At 61.9% G+C, this 15,916-nt stretch carries 17 protein-coding genes, 2 rRNA genes and 1 pseudogene; 9 read left to right on the top strand and 11 right to left on the bottom strand.

What is annotated here, in order from left to right:
* From BMW74_RS22345 to mrdA, 3 genes are all read left to right on the top strand, one after another.
* Positions 1-202: ribosomal RNA gene (locus BMW74_RS22345) — 23S ribosomal RNA — on the top strand; the annotation flags it as partial.
* A gap of 169 nt (positions 203-371) precedes the next feature.
* Positions 372-487: ribosomal RNA gene (rrf, locus tag BMW74_RS22350) — 5S ribosomal RNA — on the top strand.
* A gap of 194 nt (positions 488-681) precedes the next feature.
* Entirely contained in the window at positions 682-2,574 is a 1,893-nt protein-coding gene (gene mrdA, locus BMW74_RS22355) for a penicillin-binding protein 2 (RefSeq protein ID WP_093426307.1), read from the top strand.
* A gap of 12 nt (positions 2,575-2,586) precedes the next feature.
* Here mrdA and BMW74_RS25060 read toward each other — a convergent pair.
* Positions 2,587-2,733, bottom strand: a pseudogene (locus BMW74_RS25060) (LysR family transcriptional regulator); the annotation flags it as partial.
* 200 nt (positions 2,734-2,933) lie between these two features.
* Here BMW74_RS25060 and BMW74_RS25065 point away from each other — a divergent pair.
* A complete protein-coding gene (locus BMW74_RS25065) occupies positions 2,934-3,134 on the top strand; it encodes a hypothetical protein (RefSeq protein ID WP_139208453.1) in 201 nt (66 codons plus the stop codon).
* 118 nt (positions 3,135-3,252) lie between these two features.
* Here BMW74_RS25065 and BMW74_RS22360 read toward each other — a convergent pair whose 3' ends face one another.
* The 3 genes from BMW74_RS22360 to BMW74_RS22370 all read right to left on the bottom strand — a co-directional run bounded on the left by BMW74_RS22360 (position 3,253) and on the right by BMW74_RS22370 (position 4,994).
* Positions 3,253-3,915, bottom strand: a complete 663-nt coding sequence (locus tag BMW74_RS22360; protein WP_093426308.1) for an HAD family hydrolase — start codon at positions 3,913-3,915, stop codon at positions 3,253-3,255.
* Positions 3,916-4,132: 217 nt separating this feature from the next.
* Positions 4,133-4,528 (bottom strand): lysozyme inhibitor LprI family protein, encoded by a 396-nt coding sequence (locus tag BMW74_RS22365; protein WP_093426309.1) that lies wholly within the window; start codon positions 4,526-4,528, stop codon positions 4,133-4,135.
* A 67-nt stretch (positions 4,529-4,595) separates the two neighbouring features.
* Positions 4,596-4,994 (bottom strand): GFA family protein, encoded by a 399-nt coding sequence (locus tag BMW74_RS22370; protein WP_093426310.1) that lies wholly within the window; start codon positions 4,992-4,994, stop codon positions 4,596-4,598.
* A gap of 175 nt (positions 4,995-5,169) precedes the next feature.
* Between BMW74_RS22370 and BMW74_RS22375 the strand changes: the two genes are divergently transcribed.
* Positions 5,170-5,631 (top strand): SRPBCC family protein, encoded by a 462-nt coding sequence (locus tag BMW74_RS22375; RefSeq protein WP_093426311.1) that lies wholly within the window; start codon positions 5,170-5,172, stop codon positions 5,629-5,631.
* A gap of 28 nt (positions 5,632-5,659) precedes the next feature.
* Positions 5,660-6,469 carry an aminoglycoside phosphotransferase family protein gene (locus BMW74_RS22380; RefSeq protein ID WP_093426354.1) on the top strand — a complete coding sequence of 270 codons (810 nt, stop codon included), beginning with the start codon at positions 5,660-5,662 and terminating at the stop codon, positions 6,467-6,469.
* A 221-nt stretch (positions 6,470-6,690) separates the two neighbouring features.
* Here BMW74_RS22380 and inhA read toward each other — a convergent pair whose 3' ends face one another.
* Positions 6,691-7,371 (bottom strand): isonitrile hydratase, encoded by a 681-nt coding sequence (inhA, locus tag BMW74_RS22385; protein WP_093426312.1) that lies wholly within the window; start codon positions 7,369-7,371, stop codon positions 6,691-6,693.
* 91 nt (positions 7,372-7,462) lie between these two features.
* Here inhA and BMW74_RS22390 point away from each other — a divergent pair, with 91 nt between their 5' ends.
* Positions 7,463-8,449: a GlxA family transcriptional regulator gene (locus BMW74_RS22390; RefSeq protein ID WP_093426313.1), complete on the top strand. Its 987-nt coding sequence runs from the start codon at positions 7,463-7,465 to the stop codon at positions 8,447-8,449.
* On the opposite strand, the gene BMW74_RS22395 is transcribed toward BMW74_RS22390, so the two are convergent.
* A complete protein-coding gene (locus BMW74_RS22395) occupies positions 8,428-8,835 on the bottom strand; it encodes a hypothetical protein (RefSeq protein WP_093426314.1) in 408 nt (135 codons plus the stop codon). The genes BMW74_RS22390 and BMW74_RS22395 overlap by 22 nt on opposite strands.
* Positions 8,836-9,435: 600 nt before the next feature.
* Here BMW74_RS22395 and BMW74_RS22400 point away from each other — a divergent pair.
* Positions 9,436-9,792 carry a DUF6124 family protein gene (locus BMW74_RS22400; protein WP_093426315.1) on the top strand — a complete coding sequence of 119 codons (357 nt, stop codon included), beginning with the start codon at positions 9,436-9,438 and terminating at the stop codon, positions 9,790-9,792.
* Between the two features lie 42 nt (positions 9,793-9,834).
* On the opposite strand, the gene BMW74_RS22405 is transcribed toward BMW74_RS22400, so the two are convergent.
* The gene (locus tag BMW74_RS22405; protein ID WP_093426316.1) at positions 9,835-10,836 is read right to left on the bottom strand and encodes a family 2 encapsulin nanocompartment cargo protein terpene cyclase; all 1,002 of its coding nucleotides are present in this window, start codon (positions 10,834-10,836) and stop codon (positions 9,835-9,837) included.
* Between the two features lie 39 nt (positions 10,837-10,875).
* Positions 10,876-11,421 carry an isopentenyl-diphosphate Delta-isomerase gene (idi, locus tag BMW74_RS22410; protein WP_093426317.1) on the bottom strand — a complete coding sequence of 182 codons (546 nt, stop codon included), beginning with the start codon at positions 11,419-11,421 and terminating at the stop codon, positions 10,876-10,878.
* 199 nt (positions 11,422-11,620) lie between these two features.
* On the opposite strand from idi, the gene BMW74_RS22415 reads away from it, so the two are divergent.
* Positions 11,621-12,793 carry an MFS transporter gene (locus BMW74_RS22415; protein WP_093426318.1) on the top strand — a complete coding sequence of 391 codons (1,173 nt, stop codon included), beginning with the start codon at positions 11,621-11,623 and terminating at the stop codon, positions 12,791-12,793.
* Positions 12,794-13,061: 268 nt separating this feature from the next.
* On the opposite strand, the gene BMW74_RS22420 is transcribed toward BMW74_RS22415, so the two are convergent.
* The 3 genes from BMW74_RS22420 to BMW74_RS22430 all read right to left on the bottom strand — a co-directional run bounded on the left by BMW74_RS22420 (position 13,062) and on the right by BMW74_RS22430 (position 15,741).
* A complete protein-coding gene (locus BMW74_RS22420; RefSeq protein WP_093426319.1) occupies positions 13,062-14,033 on the bottom strand; it encodes a magnesium and cobalt transport protein CorA in 972 nt (323 codons plus the stop codon).
* Between the two features lie 48 nt (positions 14,034-14,081).
* Positions 14,082-14,837 carry a lysophospholipid acyltransferase family protein gene (locus BMW74_RS22425; protein WP_093426320.1) on the bottom strand — a complete coding sequence of 252 codons (756 nt, stop codon included), beginning with the start codon at positions 14,835-14,837 and terminating at the stop codon, positions 14,082-14,084.
* A 214-nt stretch (positions 14,838-15,051) separates the two neighbouring features.
* Complete coding sequence (locus tag BMW74_RS22430; protein WP_093426321.1) at positions 15,052-15,741, bottom strand: crotonase/enoyl-CoA hydratase family protein; 690 nt, start codon at positions 15,739-15,741, stop codon at positions 15,052-15,054.
* Positions 15,742-15,916: the final 175 nt, after the last annotated feature.

The following is a 15,916-nucleotide window of genomic DNA, read 5'->3' on the forward strand; positions in this document are numbered from 1 at the left end:
CCAGTGGCATTGCCGGGTAGCTATGTTCGGAATAGATAACCGCTGAAAGCATCTAAGCGGGAAACTAGCCTCAAGATGAGATCTCACTGGGACCTTGAGTCCCCTGAAGGGCCGTCGAAGACTACGACGTTGATAGGTTGGGTGTGTAAGCGCTGTGAGGCGTTGAGCTAACCAATACTAATTGCCCGTGAGGCTTGACCATATAACACCCAAGCAATTTGCATGCTCCAAGCTGAAAAGCGAAAGAGACCAGATTGCGGTGTGTGAAGACGAAACGAACCGAAAGTTCGATTCTCACAAAACACCGAAATCTATCACGTACCCAATTTGCTGAAGCGCGGCCAGCTGGCCACGATTCGGTACCCGAATTTCTTGACGACCATAGAGCATTGGAACCACCTGATCCCATCCCGAACTCAGCAGTGAAACGATGCATCGCCGATGGTAGTGTGGGGTTTCCCCATGTGAGAGTAGGTCATCGTCAAGATTAAATTCCGAAACCCCAATTGCGAAAGCAGTTGGGGTTTTGTTTTTGCCTGCGAAAAATGATCTTCGCCGATTGCCGTTCAGGGGATTTACCCTGAAGTGCTCGACATCATTTGGTATGGTGCAGCTCTTTTTAAAGGACTGATGTCACGCGCAGGGAATGGCGGCCAATCCAGTCAAAGAGTTGCCGTAGAAATGCCCGAGCCGATCCCAATCAAGGACCACGAAACAGAACATCGCCTGGTCAACCGACGCCTCTTGGCGTGTGCGCTGTTCGTCGCGGCCGTCAGTTGTGCGCTGGTGGTGCGCATGTATGTCCTGCAGGTGGTCGAGTTCGACTACCACTCGACCATCTCCGAAAACAATCGGGTCCACGTCCTGCCCATTACGCCGACGCGAGGCCTGATCTATGACCGCAATGGCGTCCTGCTCGCAGGCAACCGACCCAGTTACAACCTGACGATCACCCGAGAGCGCGCAACCGATGTAAAGGGCGAGTTGGACGAGGTCGTCACTCTGCTGCACCTGCCCGCTGAAGACCGCACAGTGTTCGACAAGGCGATGAAGCAGGCGCGCCATCCCTTCGTGCCGGTTACGCTATTTTATGAGCTGACGGAGCAGCAGATCGCTGTACTTGCGGTCAACGAGTTCCGCCTGCCGGGACTCGATGTCGAGCCGCAATTCGTGCGGCACTACCCACTGGGCGCGCACTTTGCCCACTCGATTGGCTACGTCGGGCGCATTAACGAAAAAGAGTCCAAAACGTTGGACTCGGTGGAGTACCGGGGTACTCAATCGATAGGCAAAACCGGCATCGAAAAATTCTACGAGACCCAGTTGCATGGCCATGTGGGCTATGAAGAAGTCGAAACCAATGCACAAGGACGGGTGCTGCGCGTACTCAAGCACACCGATCCGATCCCCGGTCAGAACATCGTCCTGAGCCTCGATGTAAAACTCCAGCAAGCCGCCGAAGCAGCCCTGGGCGATCGCCGTGGTTCGGTGGTCGCCCTTGATCCGGCTACCGGCGAAGTGTTGGCCATGGTCAGCAAGCCGAGTTTTGACCCGAACCTGTTTGTCACTGGCATCAGCTTCAAGCAATACGCGGCGTTGCATGACTCCATCGACCGCCCGCTGTTCAACCGCGTGCTGCGTGGGCTGTATGCACCAGGCTCGACGATCAAGCCCGAAGTGGCGATTGCTGGCCTGGACACGGGCGTGGTCACGCCGCAAACCCGGGTCTTCGATCCGGGCTACTACCAACTGCCGGACTTCGACCACAAATACCGCAACTGGAACCACAGCGGTGACGGCTGGGTCGACATGGACGCTGCGATCATGCGTTCCAACGACACCTATTTCTACGACCTGGCGCACAAGCTGGGTATCGACCGCCTACACGACTACATGGCGATGTTTGGCCTTGGCGAAAAGGTCTCGTTGGACATGTTCGAAGAGTCTGCCGGCTTGATGCCGTCCCAGGCCTGGAAGCGTGCGACCCGTCGCCAGCCGTGGTTCCCCGGTGAGACGGTGATCCTCGGTATTGGCCAGGGCTACATGCAGGTCACGCCGCTGCAACTGGCACAGGCAACGGCACTGATTGCCAACAAAGGCGTATGGAATCGCCCGCACCTGGCCAAGACGGTCGATGGTGTGGCCCCGCTCGACGAGCATCCAATGCCAAACATCGTGCTGAAAAACCCAAGGGACTGGGAGCAGGTCAACCACGGCATGCAGATGGTCATGCACGACCCGCGGGGCATCGCCCGGGCTGCCGCCGCCGGCGCGCAGTATCGGATCGCGGGCAAGAGTGGCACCGCGCAAGTGGTGGCGATCAAGCAGGGTGAGCGTTATGACCGCTTGAAGACTCGCGAGCGTAACCGCGATAACGCCTTGTTCGTCGGTTTTGCCCCGGCCGAACACCCGCGGATTGTGATCTCGGTGATGATCGAGAACGGGGAGGCCGGTGGTCGTGTCGCCGGTCCTGTGGTGCGGCAGATCATGGATGCCTGGCTGCTGGATCAGAGCGGCCACCTGAAGCCGCAGTACGCCACGCCGAGTAAAGTCCCGGGCGATCCTCACGTATAAGCGATCACGGCATCACAGCACAGGCTCACGGAGACTGAGCATGTGCTGGATGCTGTCGAGGAACACTGTCTCGGCCTGAGTCATCTTCTGCTCACGGTTCCAGAGCAGTTGGATATCGAAATCCACCACCCCTTCTTCAGGCGGCAAAGGCCAGAGCACGCTGCCTGATCGTGCAGGAGGGCGGCTACCACCTGGAAAGCCTGGAGAACAATGGGCAGGCGTTCTTTGTGAATGGCGAGGTGTGGCAGCGCTAGGGTAAGCCGTTGAGACATTTGCTTAAAATGAAGATGAGAGTAATTATCGAATGGCGCAGTGCCATCCTTTACACTCGCGCGCTTCAAACACTCAAGGAAGGCTTCATGCCGTGGCGTAGAAGGATCAAGGGCCGGCACCTGATGTGGGCCGGCGCGGCGATGTATGGCGCCTGGGTGGTGATGCTACTGACCGACACCCCGTATGCGGGCGTGGTCATCAGCACTGCCGGGGTGTGGGTCATCCTGGGCTACTTCACCCACTGTGATGAAAAGAAGCGGGCGGCAGCGCAGAACCAAAAAGCCTGAGCCAAGCGTGTTCCCCGTGGGAGCGAGCCTGCTCGCGAAAGCGGCCTCCCAGGCAACATCAATGCTTAAGCTGATGGCCTCTTCGCGAGCAAGCTAGCGCCTACAGGTTTTCGGGGCGCTAATGGCCCAGCATTCGATCAATTACCGCCCACAACTGCGGGTCATTGAAGTCTTCGATCACCAACTGCGCACCTGCTGCCAGCAACGCCTCGCGCGATTGGCTGGTCGCCAGGCCCACGCTGAAGATCCCCGCGTTCACCGCTGCCGTCAGGCCCGGAATCGAGTCTTCGAACGCCAGGGCTGTGTCTTTATCGGCATTCAATCGCTCAAGACCGGTGAGGTAGGGCAGGGGGTCGGGCTTGGCGCGGGGCAGTTCCTCGGCCACCACCACGTGCTCGAAGCGTTCCCCAAGGCCTAGGGCCTGCAACATGTGATCGGCATTGGCCCGTGGTGCATTCGTCACCACGGCCATGCCGATTTTTTGTGCCTGGGCAAAGTCCAGCAAGCGCAGCAGCCCGGCAATCGGCGTCAGGTGCGGTGACAGCTCACGAAAGCGCACTTCCTTGCGCTCGGCAAACGCCGCGTGCTCGGCCACTGAGCGTTCGGGGAATAAGTAGCGGCACATGTTGGCGTTGGCCTGCCCGCTGACGTGGGCCTGGAACTCGGCGTGGGTGAGTGTCCGGCCTTCTTCTTCCAGCAGCAACTGCTGCAAGGCCAGTATGTGCAGGGCGTCGGTGTCAGTGAGGGTGCCGTCGAGGTCGAAGAGCAGGGCGGTGAGCATGGTCCAGTTCCCGTAGCTGAAGCGGTTAAGCGGATAGCCGACATCCTATACGAGGCGCGCACGCCAATGTTCGTCTCAGTGTGTAACCGTGGTCGTGACATTGAACCCGTCGCCGGGACGCCATCGCTGGAACGACCCGCTGCACCCGTTCCAGATTCCGATGTGGAGGTTGAATGTGCTGGCCTCTTCGCGCGCGATGGCGTTGTGTCGTGGTGCGTTATCTCACCGGGCAACTCAGGTCGCCTTCCTGGCAATCGAGGTAAGTCTTGAAGGCCTCGACTCGCTTGGTGGTGAGCTCGGCCAGGCATTGGCTGTAGATCATTGGATACACGCTGCCACCCTTCACGCCACTGGCGGCGAACCCACACTCGGCATCACGAAACCCCAGCCACGCGCGTTGCGCCATGAGCAGGGATTTCTTACCCTCGGGGTTGTCGTTCAAGCGCTGATTGATCTGCTTGTACAGCGTATTGAGCTGGGCATCGGCGTGTTTGTAGTCCTTGGCCGCGCACTCGTTCATTGTGCGCTGGTCGGCGGCATTGCTGCAGTCATCGGCGTGGGCCTGGGACGCCAGCAACAGAGGGACGAGGATCAATAAATAACGTAAAGACATGCAAAGACTCGCTAGCGATCGAAACAGAGTGGGCAATTGAAGAACAGGCGCCCCGCGCGTGCAACCTTCAGGTTGGCCACTCGTCCCATTCCTCCACGTCGGCGTAGGCCAGCCACGGCACATCGTGGGCGGTCCAGATATGCGCCTGCGGGCGCAGGCCCGGGTCATCATCCAGCGTGGCCACGCGCACAATCACATGGGGCTGTGCCAGGCGCTCGGCCATCAGCTGTGAGCCGCAGCGCGAGCAAAAGTGCCGCCGCTTGCCGGGGGAGGATTGGAATGAGGACAGCAGGTCGGCGCCTTTGATCCAGCGAAAATGCTCGCGCATCACTCCCGCCGTCGAGGCGAACGCGGCCCCGTGCGCCTTGCGACAGGTGTGGCAATGGCAGTGGCTGATGGGCATGTCGAGCTGGTCGAGTTCATAGCCAATGGCCTGGCACAGGCAACTGCCGTGGAGTGGGGGCATGGGGCATCCTTCGCGCGGGCTGACGGGCGGTCGAGAAGCGGACGTTACCACCGTTGGCCGGGCATTTGTCGATGCCGGTGGGTAATGTTTTTTGACAAACAATCGAGGATTTTTACCGTCCGGCTATTGGTCATTCCGCTATCCGCGCCTAGGGTTCAACTTACGGAGGTGCCCAATGCACACACACGATCGCATCGAAAGAAAAATCCTGCTCAACGCCCCGCGCTCAACCGTGTGGCGAGCGGTGGCCAATGCCGAAGCCTTTGGCCAGTGGTTTGGCGTGGAGCTGACGGGCAAGCGCTTCGTCGCGGGCCAGCGCACCCAGGGGCAAATTACCTATCCGGGCTACGAGCACCTGCTCTGGGACGTCGAGGTGATGCGGGTCGAACCTGAGCGAGTGTTTGCGTTTCGCTGGCACCCGTATGCCGTCGATCCGCAGTTGGACTACTCGACAGAGCCCACGACCTTGGTGGTGTTCGAGCTGCAAGACAGGCCCGACGGCACCTTGCTCACCGTGGTGGAGTCGGGGTTTGATAAGATCCCCGAGGTGCGCCGGCTCAAGGCCTTTCGCATGAACAGCCGGGGCTGGGACGATCAAATGAGCAACATCGAGAGCTTCCTCATCCCCGATGGATGAACCCCCTATCGAGCAACCACCCCTGAATATGTTTGAGCCCTACGTGAGGCAATGGAACCTGCGCGCCGACGGCGAGCCCATCATCACCCCCGGTAGCCGCCTGCTGCCGGTGCGCCATGGGACGAAGCCGGCGATGTTGAAGATCGCACTGGATGCCGAAGAAAAAATCGGCAACCAACTGATGACCTGGTGGGACGGCGACGGTGCGGCCCAGGTCTACGCCCACGCGGGCGATGCCTTGTTGATGGAGCGTGCCGAGGGCCCGCGTTCGTTGCTGCACATGGCCATGCACGGTGAGGATGACGAAGCCAGCCGAATCATCTGTGCTGCCGTGGCCCGGCTGCACGTGCCGCGCCCGGCACCGCTGCCGCCGTTGGTGGACATGCGCGCGTGTTTTCGCTCACTGCCGCGGGCTGCCCGGTTGTACGGCGGGATGTTCGAACACTGCCAGCACGTGGCCGAGCACCTGGTGTCCACGCCTCGGGACGAAGCAGTGCTGCACGGCGATATCCACCACAACAACATCCTCGACTTCGGCCCACGCGGTTGGCTGGCGATCGATCCGAAGCGGGTGATGGGCGAGCGTACGTTCGACTACGCCAACCTGATCTGCAACCCGGACTTGCCCAGCGTCACCGACCCCGCACGGTTTACCCGGCAGGTGAGATTGGTGGCGGATGTCGCGGGGCTGGAGCGCCAGCGTTTGCTGCTGTGGGTGCTGGCGTTTGCCGGGTTGTCGGCGGCGTGGTTCCTGGAGGACGGCCATCAGCAATCGGCTGCCGGGCAGCTCGCGGTGGCGAAACTGGCTGCGTCGGCCATCGATAACGGACAACGCTAAGGGAATTCGGAAGGGTGGCTATGGCGAATTTCCTACACGAACTGGTAAGAATGTCGTCTGTTACAGATTGGATCCGATGGGTAACCTAGCCCTACCAACTGAGCACAGGACGTGCTTAGGGTCACGGATGACCGGCCATGTGCAAGGAACGCATCGACAGGATGTCGGCATGGTCTTGAAAACCCGCTTCGGCGGGTTTTTTTGTGGCCGCGTAAACCTGTTCAGCCCAGGCGGGCGGCGGCGCGCAGGGTGATCTGGATGCGCTGCTGCAACGCATCGGCCGTCCGTTGCCGGGCTTGGTCCAGTACCGCCTTGGGCGCGGTGCGTGGATCACCCGCGTTGAACGGTGGGGCGGGGGCGTATTCGAGTTGCAGTTGCACTAACTGCGCCACCTCGTCGCCATACAACTCGGCCGCCAGGGCCAGGGCAAAATCGATGCCGGCGGTGATGCCGCCCCCGGTCAGCAGATTGCCGTCGCGCACCACCCGCTCATGCACCGCGATGGCGCCGAGCGGCGTAAGCAGTTCGTGGTAGGCCCAGTGGGTGGTGGCGCGCTTGCCCTGGAGCAAGCCGGCGGCGCCCAGCACCAGGGCGCCGGTGCACACCGAGGTGACGTAGCGCGCCGTGACCGCCTGACGCTTGAGGAAGGCGAGGGTCGGCGCATCCTCCATCAACGGCCCGACGCCACTGCCACCGGGCACGCAGATCACGTCCAGGGTCGGGCAGTCTGCAAAGGTCGTCGTCGGCGTGAGCACCAGGCCAGTGCTTGAGGTGACGGGGAGCACGTCCTTCCAGATCAGGTGCACCTTCATGTCCGGCAACGAGGCCAACACATCGTAAGGGCCGGTCAGGTCCAGTTGCTGGACCTGGGGAAACAACAAGAAACCGATCTGCAAGGTCATGACGCGCTCTCCTGGTTGGGGGGTAGACGGGTTGACTGTAGGCCCGTAGGCTTTGGCGCATACGCCAATCAACCCTCGAATCACGCCAATCATGCCGAAAACCATCCATGTGCTGGCCTTCGCCAATGTGCAGTTGCTCGACGTCACCGGGCCGTTGCAAGTGTTTGCCTCGGCCAATGACATCGCCGCCCAGCGCGGCCTGCCACGGCCCTATGCGCCGACGGTGATTGCCGAAGGGGGTGGGGCGGTGATGTCCTCGGCCGGCCTGGCCATGTTGGCCGAGCCGCTGCCCGTGGGACCGTCGGACACCCTGATCATTGCCGGCGGCTGGGGCGCCTATGCGGCGGCCGAAGCCCCGGCCCTGGTAGGCTGGATTCGCCAGCACGCCGCACGCTCGCGGCGTGTTGCGTCGGTGTGCACCGGGGCCTTTGTGTTGGCGGCCAGCGGCTGGCTCGACGGTCGACGGGTGGTCACCCACTGGACGCGCTGCGAGCAGTTGGCCCGCGAGCACCCGCAATTGCGGGTCGAAGCCAACCCGATCTTCATCAACGACGGTCCGGTCTGGACCTCGGCGGGGGTCACGGCCGGCATCGACCTGTCGTTGGCGCTGGTGGAGGCGGATCTAGGCCGGGCGATGGCCCTGGAAGTCGCCCGGCAACTGGTGGTGTTTCTCAAGCGCCCCGGTGGCCAGTCGCAATTCAGTGTGACGCTGGACCTGCAGCAGCAAGGCCAGCGTTTCGACGCGCTGCACGGTTGGATTGCCGAACACCTCACCCTGGACCTGAGCATTGCGATCCTGGCCCAGCAAGCCGGCATGAGCGAGCGCAGCTTCATTCGCCACTATCGCGCCGAGACGGGCCAGACCCCGGCGCGCGCCATCGAGTTGATCCGCGTCGAAACCGCCCGCCGCCTGTTGAGCGATACGTCGCTGGCGATCAAACGCATTGCCGGGCAATGCGGCTTTGGTAGCGAAGAGACATTGCGCCGCAGCTTCCTGCGGGCCATGGGCGTGACGCCACAGGTGTACCGAGAGCGGTTTTCCCGCGCGCCGCAGGGTCAACACACCTGGGAGTCCTGAGCCTCTGCGTCGGCGCTCTGGTTGAAGTACTTGGTGCGGTCCGGGGTGAAGATGACCGACATCTGGGTTCGGGAGCAGGTCAGGGTGCGCTCCTGGCCCAGGTCGACATCCAGGTCCTCGCCGCGCAGGCCCTGCCATTGGGCCAGGTACTTGAGGGAACCGAACTTGTCGCGCTTCTTCAGGCTGCGGCTGACGCCACCCTTCCAGCCCAGCACCGGCAGTTCGCCGGCCAGGCAGCGCTGCGCAAGCTCGGGGAATTTTCCGGCCCGTTCGCGGCCGATCTCCCAGCACTTGATCAGGCCCTTGTCGTCGGCCTCCCAGAGCTGGTCGCGGGTCAGGCCGCTGCGCGAGGGGGTGTCGATGGGGCGGTGGATGCGTTGAGTCATTCTGGTTCCTTGAATTCGGGTGGTGGCTGCACAGCTCCGCTGTACCCGTTGCAGGCCAGATCTTATGAGGCTGTAGGAAAGCTGGCAACAGGGTATTTTTGTCGGCCGCACGGGTTGATGCGGGAGGGTGTGTTTATGCTGTGTAGGCCCTGGGCACCGCGCCGGCGCTGGGCTCGCTATCGATCAGCGTGGGAGCGAGCCTGCTCGCGAAAGCAGTGTGTGAGCTGGCCGGCCACCGGTTTTGGGTTGCAGCGGGTGGATGTTGGGTAGGTCCTGTGCCTACAAATGCGGTGTTCGCTGGGAAATGTCCCACCCGGCTTTCAGGTTGTGGTTGGGCGCAGTGCAGGGCTAGCCTGTGTGGGTCGCTGCCCATTCAGCGGCCGGGTTTGGTCACCCGTTCAATGTCAGGCGCACGAGCGCCAACGTCAGCATGTCGGCGCTTTTTTCTGCACTTGCCGTTATGCTCCGCGGTGGGCTGTGCGCGGGGCACTTTCGAGTGCGCCGGGTGCCTGACTTCCCGGTTGACCAACCTGCGTACCGCCCACCACCCATCGTTTGGTCACGATGCTGGTGAGCTTCATTCAAGTCAGGAGTTCTACCATGCCCAAAGTCACCCCCAACCCCCCGCAAGACCCCAGTGTGTCCCCCTACGAAGGCCACGACTCCCGCAAGCTGCACCAGGCCGCCGAGCGGGCGCTCGACTTCCATCTGCAAGGCGCCCCAGCCACCGCACCCAAGCCCAATCCCGGCGACCTGTTCACGGTCAATCCGTCGGACAACGAAACCCTGCTGGCCTACGCCAGTGAAACCCTGGCCTCGCTCAACGTACTGGCCAGCGACCTGGCCTTCGAGCTGGAAGGCTCGCGTCGTCATGTGGCGCTGGCGATCCAGCAGTTGGCGGTGCTCAGCGGGTTGCTGGTGAACCGGGCGCTGGATAACGTCGATCCCTTTGAGTAAAGGACGAGGTCAAGTCCGGGCGGGTGCTGCAGGGCCGCCGTTTCAGGCCTGATAGCGCCCACTGTGCTGGTGCCACTCTCGGCTGCCGGCGACCCAGGCTTTTAATCCACCCAAAAAGCGTTCCAGTTCCGGCGTGGCTGCGGGCAGTGCGCGCTGTTCGGCGGCCTCGTAGGCGCGTACGACGTCATCATGAATGCTCGCGGTGCGCGTCATGGCCTCGGCCAGCGAGCACTGCTGGTGAGCCACTAGCAGTTGGGGCAGGTTGAAGTCCACCTGCACCGTCATGCCTTCCTTGTGCATCGAATACAAATCGTTGGCGATGATGGTGGCGCTGGCCGCCAGGGTCGTTACCCGACGAACCATTGGGGCGCAGTAGAGGTTGGCGGGCAGTTCGTAGCCGCCGACGATGTCGATCAAGGACATGCACGGTAGAAAGCTGTTCACCTGCCGATGGGCCAGGTATTCCCACACGCTGGGTGTCTGGCGATTCAAGCGCCAGGATGCTTCGGCGCCCATGGTTACAAACATGGCAATGATTTCGTGCCGGACCCTGGCGATCTGCGCGGGGCTGGCGAACTGGGCGACGCGCACCATGTAGGCACGCAAGCCGCGCAGTACTGGGTCGGCGTCCAGGGCGCGCTCCAGCGCTGCAATGTATTCACCGGTCAGGTGCGCAGGCTCCAGGGCCGCGAGCGCCACACTGAGGCGTGAGCCGACCTGCTCGGGAACGGAACCTTGGCTGTCGTCGTCGCAGTAATAATCGTCCACCGCAAATAACGCCGCGATGCATTGCGCCGACAACAGCAGCCGGTCGGGTTCATCGGTGTCCGGGTGGCAGAGCATGGCGAAGCGCCCGAACCGCGAGGCGCGAATTTTTTCCAGTTGCCCGGCGAAGATACCGACGCGTTCGATCCAGGGCAGCAGCAGGCTGTCGACCTGTTGTCCGAGTGGCTCATCGATGCGCACGGGGGTGGGGCAGTGCAGGGGAGGAACGCTCAGCCCGGTTGTGGCGGCGGCAGTGGCAGGATCAGTTGTATGGCTCATGATGCTCTCCATCACGTGCAAGGTTTCGATTGGAGGTGCTCAACCATGACGTTGGGCGAGTGTTTTCCAGTGACGCAATCCAGACGGTCCGACGTGCTGGAAGATCTGTACAAACCAGACGCTGAAGGCGTCTGGGTTTGCCGCAATGAGGGGACCAAGGCCAGACACGTTCTGCCAGCGCCAGGCGTGCGCTTCTTCGGGGTTGGCGATCGGCGCCGTGCGGCTGATGCCGGCGTACACGTGGTCGTACTCATGCTCGATGAGTTGGTTGGAGACCTGCTCGTGGTAGAGCAGGGTACTGACGGGGGTCAGGGTGCAGCGCAGTCCCATCTCTTCGCGCAGCCGGCGGTTGGCGGCGGCACGCGTGCGCTCACCGGGTCGCGGATGGCCGCAGCAGGTGTTGGTCCATAGGCCTTGCGAGTGGTATTTGCCCAGGGCACGTTGTTGCAGCAGCAGGCGCGCATTGCTATCGAAGATGAAGATCGAGAATGCCCGGTGCAGCAAGCCCTGCTGGTGGGCATACAGCTTGTCGGCCGAGCCGATTTCGCGGTCTTGGGGATCAACCAGGATCAGGGTGTCAGCCATTGTTGGGCTCCACGCTTCAAACCAGGGGTCAACTGTGGCGCAAACGCAGGCTCCTGCCTACTGTCAGAACTACCAGGTGGTTTCATCACCTGCCCCTAGGCGGTCGGTGGGTTTACACATACGTAACATATGCACCTCTCATCCCCGTGTGCTTTTATGGCAAGTTGCATGCCCCCAGTTCAAGGTGTTGGAACCCTCCATGGCAAACCCCTATTCGGCGTTGTTCAACGCCCCCGGCAGTCGCGCTTTTGTGTTGGCGGGAATGATTGCGCGGATGCCGATTTCCATGACCGGTATCGGCTTGATCACCATGCTCTCGCAGTTGCACGGCGGCTATGGGTTGGCCGGCTCGGTGGCGGCGACGTTCGCCTTGGCCACGGCCTTTTGCGCGCCGCAGGTGTCGCGTATGGTCGACCGCTTCGGTCAGGGCCGCGTGCTGCCGATCGCGGCGTTGGTTGGCGGCGGGGCGCTGTTGCTGCTGTTGCTGTGCACCCGCTTGCAAGCGCCGCAGTGGACCCTGTTTGTGTTCGCCGCGCTCGCCGGCTGTATGCCGAGCATGTCGGCAATGGTGCGGGCGCGCTGGACCGAGATCTATCGCGGCAAGCCCGAACTGCAAACCGCCTACGCGCTGGAGTCGGTGCTGGACGAGGTGTGCTTTATCGTCGGCCCGCCGCTGTCGGTGGGCTTGTGCGTGGTGGTGTTCCCCGAGGCCGGGCCGTTGGTGGCGTTGCTGGCGCTGGCCATCGGCGTGACCGCGTTTGCCCTGCAGCGCGGCACCGAGCCGGCGATCCATCCCCACGACGCGACGCAGGCGGGATCGGCCATTGCCTCGCTGGAAGTGCGCTGGTTGATCCTGCTGATGATCGCCCTGGGCACCATCGTCGGCGTGGTGGACGTGGTCAGCGTGGCCTTCGCCCAACAGCAGGGCCAGCCGGCGGCGGCGAGCATCGTGCTGTCGGTGTATGCCATCGGTTCTTGCGCGGCGGGCCTGGCCTTCGGCGCATTGAAATTCGATGTGCCGTTGCCACGCCTGTTCCTCTACGGCGGGGTCGCGACGGCGATCACCACGTTGCCGTTGTTGCTGGCCACGAACATCCTTGGCCTGGCCCTGACCGTGTTCATTGCCGGCCTGTTCTTTGCCCCGACACTGATCGTCGCCATGGCCCTGGTGGAACGCATCGTGCCCCCGGCCAAACTCACCGAAGGCCTGACCTGGCTGGTCACCGGCCTGAGCATCGGCGTGGCGATCGGGGCTGCGGGTTCAGGCTGGCTGGTGGATGCCTTCGGTGCGCGCAGTGGTTTCTGGCTGGCACTGGCGGCGGGCGCCGTGGTGCTGGGGGCGGCGGTGCAGAGTTATCGGCGCTTGAGGTGAGTGCGTCATTGCCCGGTCTCGCCAGGTCGGGCCAACCCGGTCGTACCGCAAACTGACTAACCCGGCTTCAAGCCTGAATAGCGCTGCTCAAGGGCATCGCCTCGGACGTGAAGCCGGGTGCTGCGGGTGTGGGTTGAGGCCTAGAAGTTGTAGGTCACATCCACCGAGGTCACACGCTCCTGGCCGTCGTAGCAGCTTGTCAACGCGATGAAGCATTGTCGCCTGCGCCAATGGGATGCCCCATGACGTGAGCCGTGTGCCTGCGCGGCTACAACCACCCCGAGCGCTTGAAGCTCGCCCACAACCCAACACACCCCACGCTGATAAGCGCCAGCACGCCGAAGTAGCCGTAGTGCAGTTTCAGCTCCGGCATGTTCTCGAAGTTCATCCCATAGATCCCGGCTACCGCAGTCGGGAATGCGAGGATCGCGGCCCAGGCGGCGAACTTGCGTTGCACCACGCTTTGTCGTGACGCCTCCAGCAACACGCCGATTTCGATGGTTTGGCTGGCAATGTCACGCAGGGTGGAGAGGTCTTCCATCTGCCGCGTGACGTGGATCTGCACGTCGCGAAAGTAGGGGCGCATGTTCTTGTCGATAAATGGGAAGCTCAGCTTTTGCAGCTCCTCACTGATCTCCACCATGGGCGCGGCGTAACGGCGCAGGCGCAACACGTCGCGGCGCAGGCCGTGCAGGTTAAGGATGTCGCGCTCGTCCATGGCGTTGCACAGTACGTTGCGTTCCAGTTCATCGATCTCGGCGTGGATCGCTTCGCCGACGGGCTGGTAGTTTTCGATCACGAAGTCGAGCAGGGCATACAGCACGAAGTCTTCGCCGTGGTCCAGCAACAGCGGACGCGCCTCACAACGTTGACGCACATGGGCATAGGACGCGGAGTGACCGTTGCGGCAGGTGATGATGTAACCCTTACCCGCGAAGATGTGGGTTTCAATGAACTCCAGCTTGCCTTCGTGGCGGACCGGTGAGTAGGTGACGATAAACAGCGCGTCGCCAAAGGTTTCCAGCTTGGGGCGGCTGTGCTTCTCCAGGGCGTCTTCGATGGCCAGTTCATGCAGGCCGAACTGGCGTTGCAGGTTGGCCAGCTCTTGCGCATTCGGCTCCTCAAGGCCAATCCAGACAAAGTGCCCGGGTTTTTGCGCCCAGGCGGCCCCTTCGTCGAGGGTGATGTTACTGACTTTTTTACCCGCGCTATAGACCGCAGCCGCGACGACTCTACCCATAATTCCTTTTCACTTCTTCAAAGGTGGCAGTGACCAGCAGCGTGCAGCTTAGCCTGCCCGGCGGGGTAGGAGCGAGGCCTCGGGGCGGGATTGTAGTTGGCGGTCCATGGCGTCGATACACGCGCGCATCTGCTCGCGGCATTGTTCCATCAGCCTGGGCATATCATCCAGGGTCAGCCCGGCAGTCGGAATCGGTGGCAATGAGCGGATCAGGATCTCGCCACTGTCCCAGCGATTCAGGCGCATGTGATTGATGTAGTTGCTGACACACACCGGCACGATGGGCACGCCCGCGGCGATGGCCATCTGGAACGCGCCTTTCTTGAACGGCAGCAGTTCCTTGCCCAGGTTGCGCGTGCCTTCGGGGAACACCCAGATCGAGGTGTCCTCGTGGCGCAAGGTGTGGGTGGTCTTGAGCATCGACTCACGCGCCTTGTGTGCGTTGCCCCGGTCGATCAGCACATTGCCCGCCAGCCAGAACAACTGCCCGAACAGTGGCACCCATTTGAGGCTCTTCTTGCCAATGCACACCGTACGGCGGGGCACCACATTACCCAGGACAAACAAATCGTAGTTGGACTGATGGTTGGCAATGACGACACAGCTGTGGGTCTTGTTCACCAGCGAGTCGACATCGGTCTTGACCCGCAGACGCAAGATAAACATGGCAGGCCAAGCGTAGAGACGGGCACACAGGCGGCTGTTGTCCGGGTTGAATGGGCGGCACAGGCCAAGCAACACACCCAGCACGCCTGCCACGGCAAAATGCAGACCCATCAATAACATACGAAGCACAAACAGCATTTACAGACCCACCGGGACAAAAGGTGGCGCAGTGTACGGATGTGCACTGTTTTCGGCAATTGCCGCTATAGAGGTAGGAGATAGGCGATGTTTAAGCGCATGTTTCCGACTGACAGTGTCAGACGCGGACTAGAGCGGTTGAAGGGTTGTAAACCCTGCGCACAAAAAAAAGCCCGGCCTGCTGGCCGGGCGCTTCGTTACCGCGTCTTGTCGCTTAACCCAAGTGGGCTTGATCCTGGACGATGGCGCTGTCCAGCGCATCCAGTAGCCCCTTGCGCACCTTGAGCTTGGTGTTCTTGTGGGCCGTCATGTTGATCTTCTTCAACTGACGGGCGGCAGCCAGCGCCGCACCTTGCAGCTCTTCGATCGCCACGACCTTGTCGAGGAAGCCTGCCTCCAGCGCGCCTTGCGGGTCAAACATCTCACCATTGATCACCGAGCGGTGGAATGCCGACTTACGCAGCCGATCACGGGCCAGTTCGATCCCGGCATGGTGCATGGTCATGCCGATCTGCACTTCATTCAGGCCGATGCTGAACGGGCCTTCGACGCCGATACGGTAATCGGCCGACAACAGAAGGAAGGCGCCCTTGGCCACGGCATGCCCCGGGCATGCGACGACCACCGGGTAAGGGTGCGACAGCAAGCGACGGGCGAGGGTAGAACCGGCAGTGACCAGGCTCACGGCTTCTTTAGGGCCCGCGGTCATCACCTTCAAGTCATAGCCGCCCGACAGAATGCCCGGCTGGCCAGTGATGATGACCACTGCCCGATCCGCTACGGCCTGATCCAGCGCTGCATTAAACGCGGCAATCACGTCCGGCGAAATGGCATTGACCTTGCCATTGCTCAAGGTCAGGGTCGCGATACCGTCTTCGAGGTGGTAGGAGATCAACTCACTCATGACGCTATTCCTTGTATTGAAGTGGGGCAGACGTTACCCATGGCCGCTGCCCAGGTAAAGCGCCGTGACTGACCGACCAGTCAGCCAATCCGCCCCCGCCAAGCGTAGCCGGCCACGAGCACTGCGCCTTGCCTTCTCTATAGAGGCGTTACCCTGGCCGAAGATTGGCGGGTTT

It is taken from the genome of Pseudomonas sp. ok272 (assembly GCF_900109995.1).
Lineage (GTDB): Bacteria > Pseudomonadota > Gammaproteobacteria > Pseudomonadales > Pseudomonadaceae > Aquipseudomonas.

Excerpts from the sequence above, each read along its gene's own strand:
- BMW74_RS22430 (WP_093426321.1), bottom strand. The coding sequence starts at position 15,741 with ATGAGTGAGTTGATCTCCTACCACCTCGAAGACGGTATCGCGACCCTG.
- BMW74_RS22360 (WP_093426308.1), bottom strand. The coding sequence starts at position 3,915 with ATGCTCACCGCCCTGCTCTTCGACCTCGACGGCACCCTCACTGACACC.
- BMW74_RS22390 (WP_093426313.1), top strand. The coding sequence starts at position 7,463 with ATGCCGAAAACCATCCATGTGCTGGCCTTCGCCAATGTGCAGTTGCTC.
- BMW74_RS22420 (WP_093426319.1), bottom strand. The coding sequence starts at position 14,033 with ATGGGTAGAGTCGTCGCGGCTGCGGTCTATAGCGCGGGTAAAAAAGTC.
- inhA (WP_093426312.1), bottom strand. The coding sequence starts at position 7,371 with ATGACCTTGCAGATCGGTTTCTTGTTGTTTCCCCAGGTCCAGCAACTG.
- BMW74_RS22365 (WP_093426309.1), bottom strand. The coding sequence starts at position 4,528 with ATGTCTTTACGTTATTTATTGATCCTCGTCCCTCTGTTGCTGGCGTCC.
- BMW74_RS22405 (WP_093426316.1), bottom strand. The coding sequence starts at position 10,836 with ATGAGCCATACAACTGATCCTGCCACTGCCGCCGCCACAACCGGGCTG.
- BMW74_RS22375 (WP_093426311.1), top strand. The coding sequence starts at position 5,170 with ATGCACACACACGATCGCATCGAAAGAAAAATCCTGCTCAACGCCCCG.
- idi (WP_093426317.1), bottom strand. The coding sequence starts at position 11,421 with ATGGCTGACACCCTGATCCTGGTTGATCCCCAAGACCGCGAAATCGGC.
- BMW74_RS22400 (WP_093426315.1), top strand. The coding sequence starts at position 9,436 with ATGCCCAAAGTCACCCCCAACCCCCCGCAAGACCCCAGTGTGTCCCCC.
- BMW74_RS22425 (WP_093426320.1), bottom strand. The coding sequence starts at position 14,837 with ATGCTGTTTGTGCTTCGTATGTTATTGATGGGTCTGCATTTTGCCGTG.
- mrdA (WP_093426307.1), top strand. The coding sequence starts at position 682 with ATGCCCGAGCCGATCCCAATCAAGGACCACGAAACAGAACATCGCCTG.
- BMW74_RS22395 (WP_093426314.1), bottom strand. The coding sequence starts at position 8,835 with ATGACTCAACGCATCCACCGCCCCATCGACACCCCCTCGCGCAGCGGC.
- BMW74_RS22370 (WP_093426310.1), bottom strand. The coding sequence starts at position 4,994 with ATGCCCCCACTCCACGGCAGTTGCCTGTGCCAGGCCATTGGCTATGAA.
- BMW74_RS22380 (WP_093426354.1), top strand. The coding sequence starts at position 5,660 with ATGTTTGAGCCCTACGTGAGGCAATGGAACCTGCGCGCCGACGGCGAG.
- BMW74_RS25065 (WP_139208453.1), top strand. The coding sequence starts at position 2,934 with ATGCCGTGGCGTAGAAGGATCAAGGGCCGGCACCTGATGTGGGCCGGC.
- BMW74_RS22415 (WP_093426318.1), top strand. The coding sequence starts at position 11,621 with ATGGCAAACCCCTATTCGGCGTTGTTCAACGCCCCCGGCAGTCGCGCT.